15 protein-coding genes are annotated in these 18,925 nt (G+C 71.4%); 8 read left to right on the top strand and 7 right to left on the bottom strand.

The window, feature by feature from the left end:
* From MTP10_RS17675 to MTP10_RS17660, 4 genes are all read right to left on the bottom strand, one after another.
* Nucleotides 1-1,290 carry a homoserine dehydrogenase gene (locus MTP10_RS17675; protein WP_310710559.1) on the bottom strand — a complete coding sequence of 430 codons (1,290 nt, stop codon included), beginning with the start codon at nucleotides 1,288-1,290 and terminating at the stop codon, nucleotides 1-3.
* On the bottom strand, nucleotides 1,287-2,669 hold the full coding sequence (lysA, locus tag MTP10_RS17670) for a diaminopimelate decarboxylase (RefSeq protein ID WP_310710558.1): 1,383 nt from the start codon (nucleotides 2,667-2,669) through the stop codon (nucleotides 1,287-1,289). The genes MTP10_RS17675 and lysA overlap by 4 nt, the downstream gene beginning before the upstream one ends.
* Before the next feature lie 121 nt (nucleotides 2,670-2,790).
* Nucleotides 2,791-3,423 carry a DALR anticodon-binding domain-containing protein gene (locus MTP10_RS17665; RefSeq protein WP_310710557.1) on the bottom strand — a complete coding sequence of 211 codons (633 nt, stop codon included), beginning with the start codon at nucleotides 3,421-3,423 and terminating at the stop codon, nucleotides 2,791-2,793.
* Nucleotides 3,424-3,456: 33 nt separating this feature from the next.
* Nucleotides 3,457-5,304 (bottom strand): hypothetical protein, encoded by a 1,848-nt coding sequence (locus MTP10_RS17660; RefSeq protein WP_310710556.1) that lies wholly within the window; start codon nucleotides 5,302-5,304, stop codon nucleotides 3,457-3,459.
* A gap of 68 nt (nucleotides 5,305-5,372) precedes the next feature.
* Here MTP10_RS17660 and MTP10_RS17655 point away from each other — a divergent pair, with 68 nt between their 5' ends.
* A complete protein-coding gene (locus MTP10_RS17655; protein WP_310710555.1) occupies nucleotides 5,373-7,013 on the top strand; it encodes an asparagine synthetase B family protein in 1,641 nt (546 codons plus the stop codon).
* Between the two features lie 262 nt (nucleotides 7,014-7,275).
* Nucleotides 7,276-8,964: a maltose alpha-D-glucosyltransferase gene (gene treS, locus MTP10_RS17650; RefSeq protein WP_310710554.1), complete on the top strand. Its 1,689-nt coding sequence runs from the start codon at nucleotides 7,276-7,278 to the stop codon at nucleotides 8,962-8,964.
* Between the two features lie 66 nt (nucleotides 8,965-9,030).
* On the opposite strand, the gene MTP10_RS17645 is transcribed toward treS, so the two are convergent.
* From MTP10_RS17645 to MTP10_RS17635, 3 genes are read right to left on the bottom strand one after another with little or no spacing between them, the layout of a single operon-like run.
* Complete coding sequence (locus tag MTP10_RS17645) at nucleotides 9,031-11,334, bottom strand: FtsX-like permease family protein (protein ID WP_310710553.1); 2,304 nt, start codon at nucleotides 11,332-11,334, stop codon at nucleotides 9,031-9,033.
* On the bottom strand, nucleotides 11,331-12,059 hold the full coding sequence (locus MTP10_RS17640) for an ABC transporter ATP-binding protein (protein ID WP_310710552.1): 729 nt from the start codon (nucleotides 12,057-12,059) through the stop codon (nucleotides 11,331-11,333). Before MTP10_RS17640 ends, MTP10_RS17645 begins: the two co-directional genes overlap by 4 nt.
* Nucleotides 12,056-12,562 carry a PadR family transcriptional regulator gene (locus MTP10_RS17635; RefSeq protein WP_175594099.1) on the bottom strand — a complete coding sequence of 169 codons (507 nt, stop codon included), beginning with the start codon at nucleotides 12,560-12,562 and terminating at the stop codon, nucleotides 12,056-12,058. Before MTP10_RS17635 ends, MTP10_RS17640 begins: the two co-directional genes overlap by 4 nt.
* 130 nt (nucleotides 12,563-12,692) lie before the next feature.
* On the opposite strand from MTP10_RS17635, the gene MTP10_RS17630 reads away from it, so the two are divergent.
* From MTP10_RS17630 to MTP10_RS17605, 6 genes are all read left to right on the top strand, one after another.
* On the top strand, nucleotides 12,693-13,940 hold the full coding sequence (locus tag MTP10_RS17630) for an ABC transporter substrate-binding protein (RefSeq protein ID WP_310710551.1): 1,248 nt from the start codon (nucleotides 12,693-12,695) through the stop codon (nucleotides 13,938-13,940).
* Between the two features lie 8 nt (nucleotides 13,941-13,948).
* Nucleotides 13,949-15,271, top strand: coding sequence for an ABC transporter substrate-binding protein (locus tag MTP10_RS17625; protein ID WP_310710550.1), 1,323 nt, complete (start codon nucleotides 13,949-13,951; stop codon nucleotides 15,269-15,271).
* A 12-nt stretch (nucleotides 15,272-15,283) separates the two neighbouring features.
* Nucleotides 15,284-16,663, top strand: a complete 1,380-nt coding sequence (locus MTP10_RS17620; RefSeq protein WP_310710549.1) for an ABC transporter permease subunit — start codon at nucleotides 15,284-15,286, stop codon at nucleotides 16,661-16,663.
* On the top strand, nucleotides 16,660-17,562 hold the full coding sequence (locus tag MTP10_RS17615; RefSeq protein WP_310710548.1) for a carbohydrate ABC transporter permease: 903 nt from the start codon (nucleotides 16,660-16,662) through the stop codon (nucleotides 17,560-17,562). Before MTP10_RS17620 ends, MTP10_RS17615 begins: the two co-directional genes overlap by 4 nt.
* A gap of 123 nt (nucleotides 17,563-17,685) precedes the next feature.
* Complete coding sequence (locus MTP10_RS17610; RefSeq protein ID WP_310710547.1) at nucleotides 17,686-18,363, top strand: uracil-DNA glycosylase; 678 nt, start codon at nucleotides 17,686-17,688, stop codon at nucleotides 18,361-18,363.
* 10 nt (nucleotides 18,364-18,373) lie between these two features.
* On the top strand, nucleotides 18,374-18,697 hold the full coding sequence (locus tag MTP10_RS17605) for a hypothetical protein (RefSeq protein WP_310710546.1): 324 nt from the start codon (nucleotides 18,374-18,376) through the stop codon (nucleotides 18,695-18,697).
* Nucleotides 18,698-18,925 lie beyond the last annotated feature (228 nt).

The following is an 18,925-nucleotide window of genomic DNA, read 5'->3' as shown; positions in this document are numbered from 1 at the left end:
CTACTCGTCGCCCTCCACGCGCATCACGCTGGCCACCGCGCGGACGATGTCCAGGTCGCGCAGCCCCTCCATGGTCGCCGTCAGCGCGGCGTCCGTGGCGCGGTGGGTGACGATGACAAGCTGGGCGTCGTCGCCGTGGCCCTCCTGGCGTACGGTCTGGATCGAGACGTCGTGCGCCGAGAACAGCTCCGCGACGCGCGCCAGCACGCCCGGCTTGTCGGCGACGTCCAGCGCCACGTGGCAGCGCGTGACCGTCTCGCCCATCGGGTGGACGCTCAGCGAGGCGTACGTGGACTCCTCGGGGCCCCGGGTGCCGGCCAGGCGGTTGCGGGCCACGGCGACCAGGTCGCCGAGCACGGCAGAGGCCGTCGGGGCGCCGCCCGCGCCCTTGCCGTAGAACATGAGCTGTCCCGCCGACTCGGCCTCCACGAACACCGCGTTGTACGCCTCACGCACCCCGGCCAGCGGGTGGGACCTCGGGATCATGGCCGGGTGGACCCGCACGCCGACGGAGCGGCCGTCGTCGGAGCGGGCGCAGATGGCCAGCAGCTTGATGACGTAGCCCATGGCCTTGGCCGAGGCCACGTCCGTGGCGGTGATCTCGGTGATGCCCTCGCGGTGGACGTCGGCGGCCGTCACCCGGCTGTGGAAGGCGAGCCCGGCGAGGATGGCCGCCTTGGCGGCGGCGTCGAAGCCCTCGACGTCGGCCGTGGGGTCGGCCTCGGCGTAGCCGAGCGTCTGGGCCTCCTCCAGGGCGTCGGTGAAGGACGCGCCGGTGGAGTCCATCTTGTCGAGGATGTAGTTGGTCGTGCCGTTGACGATGCCGAGCACGCGCCGCACCCGGTCGCCGGCCAGCGACTCGCGCAGCGGGCGCAGCAGCGGGATGGCCCCGGCGACGCTGGCCTCGAAGTACAGGTCGCCGTTGCCGGCGCGGGCGGCCTCGTGCAGGGTGGCGCCGTCCTCGGCGAGCAGCGCCTTGTTGGCGGTGACGACGGACTTGCCCCGGCTCAGCGCCGCCACGATGAGCGAGCGGGCCGGCTCGATGCCGCCGATGACCTCGACCACGATGTCGATGTCGTCGCGGGTGACGAGCGCCTCGGCGTCGGTGGTGAGCAGCTCCGGGGCGACCTCGACGTCGCGCTTGCGGCCCAGGCGGCGCACGGCCACCCCGGCCAGCTCCAGCGGGGCGCCGACGCGGGCGGTCAGGTCGCCGTCCTGCTCGTGCAGGAGCCGGATGACCTGCGAGCCGACGACGCCGCAGCCCAGCAACGCGACCTTCAGCGGTTTCACAGCTGCCCCCTCAACAGGTCGTCCTCGGTCTCGCCCCGCACGATCACGCGGGCCTCGCCGTCGGCGACGGCGACCACGGCGGGCCTGGGCAGGTAGTTGTAGTTGCTCGCCAGCGAGCGGCAGTAGGCGCCGGTCGCGCCGACGGCCAGCAGGTCGCCGGGGGCGAGGTCGGACGGCAGGAAGCAGTCGCGGACGATGATGTCGCCGCTCTCGCAGTGCTTGCCGACGACGCGGCTGAGCATGGGCTCGGCCGTGCTGTCCCGGCTGGCGAGCGTGACCGCGTAGTCGGCGCCGTACAGGGCGGTGCGGATGTTGTCGCTCATGCCGCCGTCGATGCTCACGTACGTGCGCAGGCCCTCGACGTCCTTGACGGTGCCGACCTCGTAGAGGGTGACGCCGCCGGGGCCGACGATCGCGCGGCCGGGCTCCACGGTGAGGCGGGGCACCGGCAGCCCGGCGCCCGTGCACTCCTTGGCGACGATCTCGCGCAGCCCGTCGGCGATCTCCTTGACGTCGGGGGCCTCGTCCTCGTCGACGTACGCGATGCCGTAGCCGCCGCCGAGGTCGAGCTCGGGCAGGACCACGCCGTGCTCGTCCTTGATCTGCACGAGCAGCCCGGCCAGGCGGCGGGCGGCCACCTCGAAGCCGGCCGTGTCGACGATCTGCGAGCCGATGTGCGAGTGGAGGCCGACGAGCTCCAGGGACGGCAGCGCGAGGATGCGGCGCACGGCCTCGGCGGCGGCGCCGGCGCTGAGCGACAGGCCGAACTTCTGGTCGTCGTGGGCCGTGGCGATGAACTCGTGGGTGTGCGCCTCGACGCCGGTGGTGACGCGGATCATCACCTTGGGCCGCTTGCCGTGCTCGGCGGCGAGGTGGCCGAGCCTGGCGATCTCCTCGAAGGAGTCGACCACGATGCGGCCGACGCCTACCTCCAGGGCGCGGGTCAGCTCGGCGACGGACTTGTTGTTGCCGTGCATGGTGATGCGCTCGGGCGGGAAGCCGACGCTGAGCGCCACGGCCAGCTCGCCGCCGCTGGCGACGTCGAGGCCGAGGCCCTCGTCGTCGAGCCAGCGGACGATCTCCTTGCAGAGGAACGCCTTGCCGGCGTAGTGGACGTCGGAGCCGGCGAAGGCGGTGACGTAGTCGCGCATGCGCGAGCGGACGTCGTGCTCGTCGAGGACGAACAGCGGCGTGCCGTGCTCGCGGGCGAGGTCGCGGACGTCGACGTGACCGATCGTGAGCGCGCCATCGGTCCGGCCCGACGTTCGGGGCCAGATCGCGGGGTTGATCCGGTTGAGGTCGGCGGGCGGGAGCGGCGGGCGCTCGTGCGGCAGCATCTCGGCGTGCCGGTCCCCTGCGGGATGGGCGAATCGACTCACCCGATCGAGGCTATCGGAACAGTCCAACCACCAGGACCCGTTGACCACGTATCGAGACGCGATCAACCCTCCGAAGGGATATTTTTACGACTTTTCGCCTTTTGGCCGGATATTTTCTGGATCATAGGCGGTCGGGTCCCGGCAGGACGTCCTCCACGGCCCGCGCCAGCCGCACCCGGGCCGTGTGCAGCGGCGACGGCGCCTCGTCCCCCACCGGAACGGCCGGGGCCAGCTCGTGCGCGTCGTGGTACGCCGTCGCCAGCCGCACCGCGTAGGACGCCCAGAAGGACGCGGCCCGCGCGGGCCTGGCCAGCCGGCCCGGCAGCTCCGCGAGCACCCGCAGCACCGCCCGGTCGCGCGGGTCGTCGAGCAGCTCCGGCCGAAACCCCTCCTCCGGTACGCCGAGGTCACGTGCCCAGCGCCGCACCGCCGCGGCCCGCGCGTGGGCGTAGCGCACGGCGAAGCCGGGGTTGTCCCAGGTACGCGGGAAGTCGGGCCACGGGTCCGGCAGGGACAGCGGCCGGACGGTCTCGACCAGCGCCCCGGGGACCTCGACGGTGATCCGCAGGAACCCGTTCGGGCGCTCTTCCACCGCGGCCACCCCGGCGACGGCCCGCACCCGCGCGGCCAGCCCGGCGGCGGGCACACCGAGCCGCCGGGCGGCGGCCGACAGGTAGGCGGCCTCGCGGTCCCACGTCCCCTCGGGGGCCGGCGCCTCCCCCAGCACCTCGGCGACCCGCTGCTCGGGCGTCATGCCACCGACCCTACGGCCCCCGAAGGACACCGCTCAGATGAGCGCGTGCGGCTCGGCGGAGCCGTACTCCACCAGGTGGGCCGCGCCCAGCAGCCAGCGGTCCTCGTCGCGCACGCGGACGTAACCGAACCGGTCGGCGGAGAACACCTTGACCCCGTCGGCCCGGCACTGGCGCATGAGGACGTCGTCCCAGCCTTCCGTGAGGTCGGCGAAACCGAGCTGGCGCAGGGTGTTGCGGCGGGCCAGCAGTGTGGCCCCGGCCACCTCCGGCAGGTAGGAGTACTCGGCCTCGGGCCGCTTGAGCAGCGTGGCCTGAGGCTTGCGCAGGTGGGCGTAGTAGGCGGCCTTGCCGACGATGTCGGCGGTGCTGAACAGGAAGGCGCGGCGCAGGTCGGCCAGGTAGTGGATGCCGTAGACGTCGCGCGGGTCCATGACGCCCACCAGGTCGGCCTCGCACAGGTCGAGGCCGCGGCCGAGCATGGCCCCGGCGGACAGCGACGGGTCGAGGTGGCGGAAGAGCACCTCGGTGCCGGACATGACGTCGCGGGCCCGCTGCTCGGCCTCGGGCGGCCCGAACACGATGAGCTGGGCGGGCCGTACCGACTGCCGGGCGACCTGGGCGAGCGCGTGCTCCAGCAGGAAGCGGTCGAGGACCGGCAGCAGCAGCGACACCTCCAGCGTCGCGCGGGCGCTGGGCAGGCCGATCGCCTCCAGCAGGTCGTCGATCCGCTCGGTCATCGTGCCGCCGTCGTAGGCGCGGCGCAGGGCGGCGTGCGCCCGCCGCGAGTCGGGCTGGTCGCCGATCGGCGTGCCGCAGGCGGCGAGCTCCGCGAGCCGCCACGGCGGGGTGCCGGGCGGGCAGTCGACGGCCGCGGGCCAGCGGTAGGAGGTGAGCACGTCGGGGTAGGTGAGGTGGCCCGGAAGGAGCTGGTCCAGGGTGAGCACCCGGTCGATGCGCCCGCCGGAGAGCGGGATGGGGTTGTGCACGCGTGGCTGGACGCCGAAGGACAGGCGCGGCCACCCGGTGGCGGGGTCGGTGCTGAAGCGGTGCTCGAACAGCCCGGCCGCGGCGCGGTAGGGGGCCACGTCGCCGCCCGTGTGCCAGAACACCGTGCGGATGCCCCGCTCGGCGCACCAGGCGAGCAGCGCGCGCAGCCCGTCGCCGGGCTCGCCGGTGATCTCCTCGGCCCACGGCCCGCTCCTGACGGACTCCACGACGAGCAGGTGCGGGACCTCCTGCGGCAGGACCCTGGCGAAGTCGCGCGGGGTGAAGCCGGTCGTCTGCCGCCACTCGTAGCGCAGCAGCGCCTCGGCGTGCGGGTCGGCGACGACCGCCGCCGTGAGGTGGGGGCGCGTGTTGGGGCCGGTGGGGATCCGGTACGGCTTGAGCTTGAAGGAGTGGCCGCCCAGCGTCCGCGTGGAGGTGGTGGCCTGATAGGCGGCGCCCGGCCGCTCGTCCTTGGCCCGCTGGACGGCGACGGGCCGGCGCTTGGGCGCGCTGGGCCGCTTGACCGGCTTGGCGGCGCCCTTGAGCCCCTTGGCCAGCAGCACGGGGTTGCTCTTGCCGCTCCGGATGGCGTCACCGAGGCGGTTCCAGCGGGCGACCTTGATGGAGGACAGCTTCCAGTTGGCGACCTCGGCCTGGTAGCGCTGCTCGGCCAGGTCCTTGCGGAGCTTCTCGGCGGCGGCGCGCTCGTCCTCCAGCCGCTCCTCGGCCTCGGCCAGCCGCTCGGCGAGCGCCTTGGCCTCCTCGGTGCTCCGCTCGGCCTCGGCCAGGCGCGCCTGGGCGGCGTCGAGCAGCCGGGCCAGCTCGGCCGCGTGCTCCGCCTGCGCGATCGCGTCACGCAGCGCGCGCCTCGTGCTCTCCAGCTCCGTGCTCACCAGACCTCCGTTCGCCAGCCCGGCAAAGGATACTCTTCTGCGGAAGCGTCTCGAAGGGATGAGATCCGGTGCAGTTCAACGTGCGGCCCTACGTCTGCGGCGCTCTCGGCCGGATCGATCCCGTCGTGCTGGGCAAGCTCACGGGCGCCGGGCCGCGGGTGCGCCCCGCCCTGCAGATGCCCGGCGCCGCGCTGTTCAGCTCGGCCCCGCTGCCGCCGTACCACCGGGCGGAGGGCTCGTTCGCGTTCGCCTGGGGCGAGCGCAGGCCGTCCGGCTCGCCGGCGGGCGGCTGGATGACGGTGGCGGAGACGTACGAGACGCCGGGGCTGATCGGCGAGGGCGAGCGGGTCACCCTGCACGCCGGCGCGCTGGGCCTGGTCGACGTCTACTACGTGCGGCTGGGCGAGGCCGTCTACTTCTCGTCGCTGATCCAGCCGTTGCTGGCGCTGGTGCCGGTGGAGATCGACTGGGCGGCGTGGGCGTCGATCCTCCAGGTGACGTTCCCCCTGGGCGAGGCGACGCCGTTCGCCGGGGTCAGGCGGCTGCCGGGCTCGGGCGCGCTGGTCGCCGACCAGGACCGGCTGGCCACCGAGCGGCGGCTGCCGCGCTGGCTGCGCGGCGAGCCGTACGAGACGTGGATCAGCGCCGGCGAGCTGCTGGAGATCCTGCACGAGGTCTACAAGGACTACGAGGGGCGCAGGCTGCTCGTGCCGGTCAGCGGCGGCTACGACTCGCGGCTGCTGTGCGCGGTGGCCGTGGCGCGGGGCGCCGACGTGGAGTCGTGGACGACGAGCCCCGACGACGGCACCGACACCGACATCGCGTTCGCGCGGGCCATCACGCGGGAGCTGCGCGTCCCGCACCGGGTGATCACGCAGGACGCCGCCGCGTACCCGGGCGACGCCCGTGAGGTGGCGCGCCGGCTGGAGTACCTGACGCCGCACCACGCCTGGTACGCGCCGTTCGCCAAGGAGGTCCACGGAGCCGGCCGGGTGCTGGTCGACGGCCTGGCGGGCGGCCCGCTGCTGAAGAACTTCATGGTCAGCGGCGCCGCGCTGGAGGCCACGTCGCAGGCCGAGCGGTCGGCGGCGGTGCTGCGGTCGCTGAGCCTGGGCGAGCCGTCGCAGCCGTTCCTGTCGCCGGGGGCGCGCGAGTGGATCGAGGAGGCGGTCGGGGAGCAGTTCGCCGCGGCCACCTCGATGTTCCACGGGCACCGGGCGGAGCTGCCCCTGTCGGTGCTGCACACGCGGACCGTGCGGGGCATCGCGCGTTCCGCGGTCAACCTGGTGGGGCCGGAGGCGTCGTTCGCGGCCCCGTTCGTCCACCCGGACTTCTTCGACGCGGCGCTGTCGGTGGGCGTGGCCCGCAAGGACAAGGGCCGTTTCTACCGCGAGCTGCTGCACGCGGCCGACCCGCGCGTGGCCGCGCTGCCGTCCACGAACGTGGTCAAGCAGCCGCTGCGGCGGGTTCCGCTGCGCTCCACCGCCGCGCCCGCGCGCGTGTACGCGCACGGCATGCTGCAGACGGTCGCCGAGCGGGTTCCGGCCCTGTTGTCGGAGCAGATGCACGAGGTCGTGTGGGGCGGCCCGGACGCGCTCACGCGCTTCGGCGGCTGGAACGACAGGTTCTGGGTGCGCGGGCTGGTGCTGCTCGGCCTGTGGTTGAACGACTTCGAGAACGATCTCGGCGAGCTCGCCCCGCCCTTCTAGATGAACTCATGGTAACAGGACGATTACATATGGATCTCCTGGGTACGACGAGATCACGGCACAACCGGGGTTCCGGAAAGCCCTCGGGCTGGTAGTGTTCGGCCCGTAAGCGCCGCATCAAGCGGGCACCGGATCACAAATCCGGTCCCGTCAAGGGCATGAGGTTCGCAGGGATGACGACCTCAGGCGGCGCGGTCACCAGATAACAACGCCGGGGAACCGGTGACTCCGTCCTGCCCACATCTCCTTCTGTGAGCGACACATGATCAACGCATCCCCATCACCGGAGCCAGTTTCCGAGACCTTCGTCTCGGAGGATCCCTCCTGGTACAAGCGGGCGGTGTTCTACGAGGTTCTCGTCCGGGGGTTCAAGGACTCCAACGGCGACGGCACCGGAGACCTTCGCGGTCTCATCGAGAAGCTGGAATATCTCGAATGGCTCGGCGTCGACTGCCTGTGGCTGTTGCCGCTGTACGAGTCACCGCTGCGTGACGGCGGGTACGACATCTCCGACTACATGAAGATCCTGCCCGACTTCGGGGATCTCGGGGACTTCGTCCAGCTCATCGAGTCGGCCCACGAGCGTGGCCTGCGCATCATCACCGACCTCGTGATGAACCACACGAGCGATCGGCATCCGTGGTTCCAGGCATCCCGGCACGACCCCGAAGGCCCCTACGGCGACTTCTACGTCTGGGCCGACGAGCCGACCGGCTACCCGGACGCGCCGATCATCTTCATCGGGGCCGAGGAGTCCAACTGGACCTACGACCCCGTGCGCAAGCAGTACTACTGGCACCGCTTCTTCCACCACCAGCCGGACCTCAACTACGACAACCCGGCCGTGCAGGAAGCCATGATCGAGGTCCTGAGGTTCTGGCTGGACCTCGGCATCGACGGCTTCCGCCTGGACGCCGTGCCGTACCTGTTCGAGCGGGAGGGCACCGCGTGCTCCGGCCTGCCGGAGACGCACGCGTACCTGAAGAAGATCCGCGCCGAGGTGGACCGCCTCTACCCCGACCGGGTGCTGCTGGCCGAGGCCAACGGCTGGCCCGAGGACGTCGTCGAGTACTTCGGCGACCCCACCACGGGCGGCGACGAGTGCCACATGGCCTTCCACTTCCCGCTGATGCCGCGCATCTACATGTCGGTCAAGAAGGAGACGCGCGAGCCGATCTCCGAGATCATGTCGCGCACGCCGAAGCTGCCGGACAAGGCGCAGTGGGGCATCTTCCTCCGCAACCACGACGAGCTGACGCTCGAGACGGTGTCGGAGGAGGAGCGTGACTACATGCACGCGGAGTACGCCAAGGACCCGCGCATGCGGGCCTACCTCGGCATCCGCCGCCGGCTCGCGCCGCTGCTCGACAACGACCGCGATCGCATCGAGCTGTTCACGGCGCTGCTGCTGAGCCTGCCCGGCTCGCCCGTCATGTACTACGGGGACGAGATCGGCATGGGCGACAACATCTGGCTGGAGGACCGTGACGCGGTCCGCACGCCGATGCAGTGGAGTCCCGACCGCAACGCCGGGTTCTCCTCGGCCGACCCCGGGCGCCTCTACCTGCCGGCCGTCATGGACCCGATCTACGGCTACCAGGCGGTCAACGTCGAGGCGCAGCTGCGCAACCCCGGCTCGCTGCTCCACTTCACGCAGCGCATGCTGGAGATCCGGCGCGAGCACCCCGTGTTCGGCACCGGCGCGTACACCGAGATGTGGTCCTCCAACACGTGCGTCCTGACGTTCGTGCGTGAGGAGGGCGACGACGTGATGCTGTGCGTGAACAACCTGTCGAAGTTCCCGCAGCCGGTGGAGCTGGACCTGCGCCGCTTCGCCGGGAAGACGCCGGTCGAGGCGCGGGGCGGGGTGTCGTTCCCGCTGATCGGCGAGTCGTCGTACACCCTGACCCTGCCGGGTCACGGTTTCTACTGGTTCGCCCTGAAGGGCTGACCTACCCGTTTCGCCCTGAAAGGCCGCCAGCGGCGCTCAGGGACGCGAGGAGGGGACAGGTGCCGGTCACCGCGTGGCGACCGGCACCTGCGCGCGTGCGGCCCGCCTGGCCGGGATGAGCGCCACCGCGAGCGACGCCCCCACGGCCACGAGCACGGCCAGCGTCATCGTCAGCGGCGACGGCGAGCGGCCGATGCCGGCCCCCACCCCGCTCGTGTGCCCCTGCAGATCGATCAGGCCCGTCACCACCGACATCCCGGCCGCCGCGCCGACCGCCACGCCCACCACGACGAGCAGGCCCGTGCCGGTGACGAGCGTGGCCATCACCTGCCGTGGCGTCAGCCCCATGGCCTTGAGCACGGCCAGGTCGAAGGCGTGGTCGCGCAGCCCGAGCGCGCTGGCGGTGAGCAGGTTGGCCAGGCCGATCAGCGCCAGGACGGCGATCAGAGCCACGATCACCACCCGGATGACCGAGAGCCGGTCGGCGGGGTTGACCACCCGCTGCACGTCCAGGCTCTCCCCCGACTCGGCCAGCAGCCTGGCCCGCACCTCGGCCGGGTCGGCGCCGGGACGCAGCGCCAGCGCGTAGTACTCCGGCGGCACCGAGTCCTTGGCCGCCAGGGTGTCGATCCCCACGGACAGCACCTCGCCGTCGAGGTCCGGCTCCAGGGCGCGGCCCACGATGCGCACGATGAGCGGCGAGCCGCCCACGGTCAGCCGCACGCGGTCGCCGATCCGGACGCCCAGCAGGTCGAGCAGCCCCTGCCCGGCCACGGCCTCGCCCGGCTGGGTGAACGTGCGGCCCTCGACCACCGGGAACGGGTACGGCTCGGCGGTGGTGCCGAGGGCCCGCACCCGCACGGAGCGGGCCTCGCCGGGGGCCAGGGCGTTGACGTCGGTGCCCGGGTAGAGGGCGCTCACGCCGGGGTCGCCGGCCGCGAGGCGCTGCGCCTCGGCCGCCTCCAGCTTGCCGGGGCGCACATACAGGGAGGCGTGCTGGCCGACCTGCTCGGGATGGCTGAGGAAGTTGTCGAGGGTGGACCAGACGCCCAGCCCGATCGTGATCATCATCATCGGCACGGCCAGCCCGAACGCGGTCAGGAACGCGGGCAGCCGCCGGGTGAAGGCGTCGCGGGTGCCGAGGATCAGGGCGGGCGGCAGCCGTACGAGCAGGGCCAGGCGGGCCAGGCGCGACAGGTGGCCGCGCGGCGGGGCCGCCGGGACGTCGGGGATGGGCGGGGTGCGTCCGCCGCGCCAGGCGGGCAGCCCGACGGCGGCCAGCACCCCGAGCGCGGTGCAGCCGACGATGGTGAGCACCGGCACAGGCGCGACGGAGGTGGTGCCCAGCGCGGCCACGGTGCCCGCCCAGCCGGCCAGGGCGCCGACCCCGATGCCCAGCAGGCCGAGCGCTCCGTGCTCGGCCAGCAGCAGCAGCGTCACCTGGCCGCCGGTGAACCCCATGGACTTGAGCGTGGCCAGGTCGCGGAGCTGGCCGAGCACCCGGCCGCCGGCCGCGTTGGCCAGGGCGAGCGCGGCGGCGACCATGCCGACCACCCCGAACAGCGCGAGCAGCGTGCCGAGCAGCCGGTTGTCGAGCTCCATGGCCGCCCGCACCTCGCGCCAGGTGTAGACGCGCTGAAGCTGGTCCTCCAGCATGACGACGACGCGCTGCGAGACGATCTGGGCGGCCTCCGGGTCGGACAGGCGCAGCCCGGTCACCCACTCGCTGCGGCCCAGCATCGGCTCGATCCGGTCCAGCATGGACGGCAGCACCCAGGCCAGGCCGGGGGTCCACTCGGGGTAGAAGCCCTGCTCGGCCGAGTCGGCGATGCCGCGCACGTACAGGGTGTGGCGCTCGCCGCTGAGCGCGATGACCGTGAGCGGCGAGCCGGTCTTCAGGCGCAGCGCGGTGGCGAAGGACCGCTCGACCACGACGCCGTCGACCTGCGACTGGTCGAGCCACCGGCCCTCGGTGACGACGGGATGGGCGACCTGCGCGCCAGCCGAGGGCAGCGCGCGCAGCGCCGCCGGCTCCTTCTTGCCGTCGCGGGCGACGGTGACGGGCGCCGACCGGTACGGCCCGGCGACGCGGGTGACGCCGTCGATGGCCCCGACCCCGTCCGGCGGGCTGTCCTTGGTGTAGAGCCACACGTGGGCACCGTTGGTCTGGGCGAACAGGCTGCGCCACGGGTTGGTGCCGTCCTCCAGCAGGGTGACGGCGGCGATGAGGGCGGCCACGATGCCGGCCACGAGGAGCACGGTCAGCGCCGCCTGGCCCTTCCTGGCCCGCAGGTCGGCGGCGATCCACCGGCTCCCGGCCCGCACGGTGCTCATCCCGGTGCTCATCCCGCTGGTCGTCTCGGTGCTCATCGCAGGTCGATGACCTCGCGGGCCGTTCCGGTGCGCCGGCGCGCGATGCGGCCGTCGTCGACGATCTGCCCGTCGAACAGCGACACCAGGCGGTCGGCCAGGCTCGCCACGCGGGCGTCGTGGGTGACCATGACGATGGTCTGGCCCTGCTTGTGGACCTCGCCGAGCAGGCGGAGCACATCACGGGTGTTGCGGCTGTCGAGGTTGCCCGTGGGCTCGTCGGCCAGCAGCACGCTGGGCTTGTTGGCCAGCGCGCGGGCGAGCGCCACCCGCTGCTGCTCCCCGCCGGAGAGCTGCGCGGGCGCGGCGTCGGCCCGGTCGCCGAGGTTGAGCGCGTCGAGCAGGCTCTCGCGGCGCTCGCGGGCCTCCTTGGGGGAGACGCCGGCCAGCAGGGCGGGCAGCTCGACGTTGTCGGCCACGGTCATGTTGGCCACGAGGTTGAAGAACTGGAAGACGAAGCCGACCTTCTTGCGGCGCAGCATCGCCCAGGCGCTCTCCGAGAGGGTGTCCACCCGCCGGCCGTCGAGCCAGATCTCGCCGCTGGTACGGGTGTCGAGGCCGCCGAGCATGTGGACGAGCGTCGACTTGCCGGAGCCGGACGGCCCCATGATCGCGACGAACTCGCCCGGCTCGACCTCCAGGTCCACGCCCCGCACGGCCGGCACCGGCACCGCGCCACCGGAGTAGATCTTGACCAGGTTGACCGACTTCAGCACGGGGCTCATGCCAGATCCTCCTGGCAGCGCTCCAGCCAGTCGAGGTCGGCCTGGAGGTGCAGCATGGCGCCCTCGATGAGCAGTCCGGCCACCCGGTCCCGGGGGTCGGTGCGCGAGAGCAGGTCGTTGAGATCCGCCATGAGGGAAAGATAGTGCCGCCGCTGACGACTGATGAGCGCCATGCGGTCGGCGATGCCGGTGAGCGGGGCGAGGACGAGCTTCATGAAGAACTCGTCGCGCACCCGCGGACCCTCGGTGGGCTCCTCGACCCAGGCGGTCAGGGATTCGCGGCCCTTGGCTGTCAGATAGTAAACCTTCTTGTTCGGCCGGTTGGACTGCTCGACGTCCACCGCCCTGACCAGGCCGTCCTTCTCCAGCCTGCCGAGCGTCACGTATATCTGGCCGATGTTGGGGGAAGGGTAGGCGGACCCGAAGGTCTGCTCCAGAGCCTGCTTCAGCTCGTATCCGTGCGCCGGCTCCTTGGCCAGCAGGGCGAGCAGATGAGGCCGCACGCCTCACCCCCTTCCCTTGCGTTACGTGAGCGTTACTAGGCGATCCGTTGACCGACACATTACCTGTGTGCATAACATGAATGCATCTACCTAACACGTATGTAATCCCGAGAAACGTGGAGGTAACAGGGTGCTTCGCTCTGTTCCGCTTGTCCTGGCCGTCCTACTGGCGGCCGGATGTGCCGGGACGGGCGACGAGGGCGGTGGCGAGACCGGGACCGGCGGTACAGGCCCCATCACGTTCGCCACCGGACGCGACACCACGGCGTACCTGCAACCCCTGCTGGATCGCTGGAACGAGGCCCACCCGGCCGAGAAGGTGACGCTCCTCGAACTGCCCGAGGCCGCCGACGAGCAGCGCGCGCAGATGGTGGCCAACCTCCAGGCCCGCAGCAGCCGGTACGACGTGCTCGGACTGGATGTTGTGTGGACCGCGGAGTTCGCGGACAACGGCTGGATCATCCCCCTGGAGCGCGGGCTCTTCCCGCTCGACAGGTTCCTGCCGACGGCCGTGGAGACCGCGGTCTACAAGGACAAGCTCTGGGCCGTGCCGTACACGACCAACGCGGGGCTGCTCTACTACCGCACCGACCTCGTGAAGAGGCCGCCGAGAACCTGGGCGGAGCTTCGCGAGCACGCACAAGAGGTCAGAAAAAAGCTCGACATAGAGGGTTACGCCGGCCAGTTCCTCGCCTATGAGGGGCTGACCGTCAACTTCATCGAGGCCCTCCAGTCGGCCGGCGGGCAGATCGTCAGCCCGGACGGCACGAAGGTGGCCCTGGACCCGGCCAAGGCGAGCACCACGCTGAAGTTCCTTCAGCGGGGGCTGCGCGAGGGCTGGATCCCCAAGGAGTCACTGACCTACAAGGAGGAGGAGACGCGGCTGGCCTTCCAGGACGGCCGGCTCGCCTTCGCCCGCAACTGGCCGCACGCCTACGGGCCGGCCAGGGCGAAGCTCGGCTCCAAGGTCGGCGTCACGCGCCTGCCTGGTCTGGACGGGCCGGGCTCCAGCACGCTCGGCGGCACCAACCTGGCCGTCAGCGCCTCGTCCAAGCACCAGCAGACCGCACAGGAGTTCATCCGCTACTTCACGGGCCTGGACAACGAGCGCCGGGTCCTCACCGAGGGGTCCTTCCCGCCGGTGTGGACCGAGCTGTACGACGATCCGGAGCTGATCAGGCGCTACCCGTACCTGCCCGTGCTCAAGGAGAGCATCCTCGCCGCCAAGCTCCGGCCGGCGAGCGCCACCTACAACCAGCTGAGCCTGGTGATCGCCAGTTCGGTCGCCAAAGCGCTCAGTCCTCCTTACGACGAGTCCGCCGACGACGTCGCGGACTCGATGAGATCCGAACTCGAAGAGATCATCAGAACCCAGTGAGGGAAGTCATGGCAAAAGCCAGAGCAGCAGTCATCCTGGCAGGGCTCGCCGTAGCCGTCGCCGCCTGCGGCAACGCGCCGACGGCGTCGGAGCCCACGGCGTCGAGTTCGGCGAGCGCCGCCGGCGGCGCGAAGACCCTCGAAGGGGTCAAGCTGGAGGTCGCCGCCAAGTGGACCGGTGACGAGCAGAAGAACTTCGAGCAGGTGCTCAAGGCCTTCTCCGCCAAGACCGGCGCCAAGGTGACCTACGCCTCCACCGGCGAGGACACCGGCGCCTACCTCGGCCCGCGCATCCAGGGCGGCAGCCCGCCCGACGTGGCCATCCTGCCGCAGCCCGGCCTGGTGCAGCAGTACGCCAAGCAGGGCGCGCTCAAGCCGCTGACGGACGCGGTCTCCAAGGAGATCGACGCCAACTACACGCCGTACTGGAAGGAGCTGGGCTCCGCCGACGGCAAGGTGTACGGCGTGCTGATCAAGGCGGCTCACAAGTCGCTGGTGTGGTACCGCACGCAGGCGTTCGACGACGCCGGCGTCCAGCCGCCCACCACCTGGGACGAGCTGATGAAGGCCGCTCAGACGATCGCCGACTCCGGCACCGCGCCGTTCTCCCTCTGCGGCGCGTCGGCCTGGACCCTGACCGACCTGTTCGAGAACGTCTACCTGTCGACGGCCGGCCCCGAGAAGTACGACCAGCTCTCCAAGCACGAGATCCCGTGGACCGACCCGAGCGTGGCCACCGCGCTGGAGAAGATCGCGCAGATCGCCGGCAAGCAGGAGTACATGGTCGACGGAACGTCCGGCACCCTGCAGACGGACTTCCCGACCTGCGCCAACAAGGTCTTCGCCACCAAGAAGTCCGCCATGGTGATCGAGGCCGACTTCGTGGCCACCTCCGTCGTCCAGGCCAAGGCCAAGGTGGGCGAGGACGCCAAGGCCATCCCGTTCCCGAAGGTCGGTGACACCGCCCCCGTCATTCTCGGCGGCGACGTCGCGGTCGCGATGAAGGACTCCCCCGGCGCCATGGCGCTGCTCGAGTTCCTCGCCTCCAAGGAGGGCGGCGAGATCTGGGCCAAGCTGCCCGGCTACCTGTCGCCGAACAAGAACGTCTCCCCCGACAACTACCCCGACCCGCTGACCAAGCAGCTCGGCCAGACGATCGTCTCGGCCGGCGACACGGTTCGCTACGACATGTCGGACCTCGCGCCGAGCGCCTTCGGCGGCACGGACGGCAAGGGCGAGTGGAAGATCCTTCAGGACTTCCTGCGCAAGCCCACCGACGTGAAGGGCGCGCAGAGCGCCCTCGAGGCTGAGGCCAAGAAGGCCTGGAAGTAAAGAGGTATGGCCGTGACCGAACGGTTGGACGGCCCGGCAGCACCGCGCGAGGAGAAGTCCTCGCGCGGCAGCGCACCCGGACCGGCTGATACCCCCCGCACCTCACTACGCCTCGGCCCCTCGCCGGCGGTCGCCATCGCCTTCCTTCTCCCGGCAGCGGTGCTGCTGGGCGTCTGGGTGGTCTATCCCATCGTCTACTCGCTGTTCCGCAGCCTCTTCGACGCCTCGGGCACGGGGTTCGTGGGCCTGGGGAACTACGCCACCATCTTCAGCGACCAGGGGATGCTCACGACGATCAGGAACAACCTGATCTGGGTCGTCGTGGCGCCGATCGTCGTCACCACCCTGGGCCTGATCTTCGCGGTGCTCACCGAGCGGATCAGATGGTCGACGGCGTTCAAGCTGATCGTGTTCATGCCGATGGCCGTCTCGCTGATGGCCGCCGGCGTGATCTTCCGCCTCGTGTACGACGAGGACCCGGGCAAGGGCGTGGCCAACGCCATCCTCACCACCGTGCACGACACGTTCTCCTCCTCGCAGGGCTACCCGGAGGCGCGGGCCCGCGAGGGCGGCGAGTCGCCGGTGGCCACGAAGGACGGCGCGGTCGTCACCACGCAGCCCGTTCAGGCGGGACAGCCGGTGCTGATCCCGATCGTGGGCGTCAAGCCGGCGGTCATGCCGGAGAACGCCCTGGTCGCCAAGGCGCCCACGGGTGGCAGCGGCCTGACCGGCACCGTGTGGTTCGACTTCACCCCCGGAGGGGGCGGCGCCCCCAACCAGGTGGACTCGGGCGAGAAGGGCCTGCCCGGCATGACCGTGGAGGCGGTCAAGGACGGCAAGGTGGCCGGAACCGCCACGACGGCCGAGGACGGCTCGTTCCGCTTCGACGGCCTGCCCGCCGGCTCCTACGTCGTACGGCTGCCACAGGACAACTTCAAGGCCGCCTACAACGGCCTGACCTGGCTCGGCCCGACGCTCATCACGCCGGCGATCATCGGCGCGTTCGTCTGGGTGTGGGCCGGGTTCGCGATGGTGCTGATCGCGGCGGGCCTGGCGGCCATCCCGCGTGACGCGCTGGAGGCGGCCCGCATCGACGGGGCGACGGAGTGGCAGGTGTTCCGCCGGATCACGGTGCCGCTGCTCTCGCCGGTGCTGCTGGTCGTCTTCGTCACCATGATCATCAATACCCTGAAGGTCTTCGACCTCGTCTTCATCATCGCGCCGTCCTCGGTACAGCCACAGGCGAACGTGGTCGCACTGGAGATGTGGCGGGTGGCCTTCGGCGGCGGCAACAACCAGGGGCTCGGCAGCGCGCTGGCGATCTTCCTGCTCATTCTGGTCCTGCCGTTCATGATCATGAATGTCCGCAGGTTCAAGAGGGAGAACGCATGACGACCGCGACAGCCACGGCCGCTCCCGCCGGACTGGAGGCCGGCGCTCCCCGCAGGGGCCTCGCCAGCCGCATCGTCGACCGCCTCGGCAGCGGCGCGGTGCAGGTCATCATGGTGCTGCTCGGCCTGTTCTGGCTGGTACCCACGCTCGGCCTGTTCGTCGTCTCGCTGCGCACGGTGGACGTCAACAACGCCGAGGGCTGGTGGACGATCTTCACCAAGCCCGCCGAGCTGACCTTCAAGAGCTACAGCAGCCTGCTGGCCAGCGGCTTCACCACCTCGTTCTGGAACACCGTGGCGATCACGGTGCCGACCACGATCCTCGTGATCGGCATCGCCGCCATGGCCGCCTACGCCTTCGCGTGGATGGAGTTCAAGGGCCGCGACACGCTGTTCCTCGTCGTGGTGGGCCTGCTCATCGTGCCGATCCAGATCGCGCTGATCCCGGTCGCCGCCATGTACGGCGGCATGGGGATCTTCGGCACGATCCCCGGCGTGGTCCTGTTCCACACGGCGTTCGGCCTGCCGTTCGCCATCTTCCTGCTGCGCAACTTCTTCGTCGGCATCCCGGCCTCGCTGCTGGAGGCCGCGCGGATGGACGGCGCGCCGGAGTGGAAGATCTTCGTCTCGGTGGTGTTCCCGCTGGGCAAGCCGGCGATCGCCTCGCTGGGCATCTTCCAGTTCCTGTGGGTGTGGAACGACATGCTCATCGCGCTGGTCTTCGCCAACACCGAAAGCCAGCCGATGACCAAGGCACTCCAGTCGCAGATGCGGCAGTTCGGGTCGAACGTGGACATCCTCTCCTCGGGCGCGTTCCTCTCGCTGATCATCCCGCTGGTGCTGTTCTTCTCCTTCCAGCGGTACTTCGTCCAGGGCATGATGGCCGGCTCCGTCAAGTAGCCGCCACCGGGCGCCCGCTCCCCCACGCCGGGGGGGCGGGCGCCGCTCTGTGATCATTCCGGTACGGCCGGAGCACCCGAATCGGGCACGGGGCCGTCCCGGACCTCGATAGGCTGATCGGCCATGGCCGGTCGTCCCCTGAACGAAGTCGTCGAAGCCGGATGGGCCCAGGCACTGGAGCCCGTTTCCGAGCGGATCGCCCACATGGGCGAGTTCCTGCGCAACGAGATCGCCGAAGGCAGGCAGTACCTCCCCGCCGGGGCCCACGTACTGCGCGCCTTCAGCCAGCCCTTCGACGAGGTCAAGGTGCTGATCGTCGGGCAGGACCCCTACCCCACGCCCGGGCACCCCATCGGGCTGTCCTTCTCCGTCGCCGCCGACGTGCGGCCCATCCCCGGCAGTCTCCTCAACATCTACAAGGAGATGGAGTCCGACCTCGGGCTCCCGCGCCCCGCCAACGGTGACCTGACCCCGTGGGCGGACCAGGGCGTGCTGCTGCTCAACAGGGTGCTCACCGTGATGCCGGGCAAGCCCGCCTCCCACCGCGGCAAGGGCTGGGAGGAGGTCACCGAGCAGGCCATCCGCGCGCTCGTGGCCCGCGACAAGCCGCTCGTCGCCATCCTGTGGGGCCGCGACGCCCGCAACCTCGCGCCCATGCTCGGCGGGGTGCCGCGCATCGAGTCCGCCCACCCCTCGCCGCTGTCGGCACGCAACGGCTTCTTCGGGTCGCGGCCGTTCAGCCGGGCCAATGAGCTGCTCATCCAGCAAGGCGCGACCCCGGTCGAGTGGAAGCTGCCCTAGCATCGTCGCCATGAGCGATAACGAGAAATTCCTGCGCCTGACGGTCGAGCTGACCGTCGAGGTGCTCGACGTCAACGCGTTGCAGGCCGCCGCGCTTGCCGAGATCCGGCATCCCGACGCCGACCTGTCCGACGAGGAGCGGGCCGAGCAGGCCGAGCTGGTCTCCTCCGACGAGACCGGCGCCTCGGCGTTGCAGTGGCTCATCGAGCCCGACCACGTGCTCCAGCTCGTGGACCACATCGACGAGATCGAGCCGCGCGAGGCCATGCTGGGCGTCGAGCCGTCGGAGGCGCCCGATGACGAAGAGGGCGACGAGGAGCATGCGCACGCCTGACGTGCGGCGGGGGCCCCCGCGCCGGCCCCCCCCGCCCCCCCCCCCCCCCCCCCCCCCCCCCCCCCCCGCCGGGGGGCGGCCGGGGGGGGGGCGGGCGCCCCCCCCCCCCCGGGCGCGGGGGGGGGGGCGGCGGGGCCGGGGGCCCCGCCCGCCCGCGGGGGGCGGGGGGCGGGGGAGGCCCCCCCCCCGGGGGCACCGCGCCCACCGGCCGGGGGGCGGGGGGCGGGG

The organism is Nonomuraea sp. 3-1Str, assembly GCF_031570565.1.
In the GTDB taxonomy this organism is placed as follows: Bacteria; Actinomycetota; Actinomycetes; order Streptosporangiales; family Streptosporangiaceae; genus Nonomuraea.
The sequence above is the reverse complement of the archived record's forward strand: the minus strand, read 5'-3'. Positions and strand labels throughout refer to the sequence as shown.

What these genes read in the sequence shown, in the direction of transcription:
- MTP10_RS17665 (WP_310710557.1), bottom strand. Translation starts at nt 3,423, where the DNA reads ATGACGCCCGAGCAGCGGGTCGCCGAGGTGCTGGGGGAGGCGCCGGCC.
- treS (WP_310710554.1), top strand. Translation starts at nt 7,276, where the DNA reads ATGATCAACGCATCCCCATCACCGGAGCCAGTTTCCGAGACCTTCGTC.
- MTP10_RS17645 (WP_310710553.1), bottom strand. Translation starts at nt 11,334, where the DNA reads ATGAGCACCGAGACGACCAGCGGGATGAGCACCGGGATGAGCACCGTG.
- MTP10_RS17640 (WP_310710552.1), bottom strand. Translation starts at nt 12,059, where the DNA reads ATGAGCCCCGTGCTGAAGTCGGTCAACCTGGTCAAGATCTACTCCGGT.
- MTP10_RS17625 (WP_310710550.1), top strand. Translation starts at nt 13,949, where the DNA reads ATGGCAAAAGCCAGAGCAGCAGTCATCCTGGCAGGGCTCGCCGTAGCC.
- MTP10_RS17615 (WP_310710548.1), top strand. Translation starts at nt 16,660, where the DNA reads ATGACGACCGCGACAGCCACGGCCGCTCCCGCCGGACTGGAGGCCGGC.
- MTP10_RS17610 (WP_310710547.1), top strand. Translation starts at nt 17,686, where the DNA reads ATGGCCGGTCGTCCCCTGAACGAAGTCGTCGAAGCCGGATGGGCCCAG.
- MTP10_RS17605 (WP_310710546.1), top strand. Translation starts at nt 18,374, where the DNA reads ATGAGCGATAACGAGAAATTCCTGCGCCTGACGGTCGAGCTGACCGTC.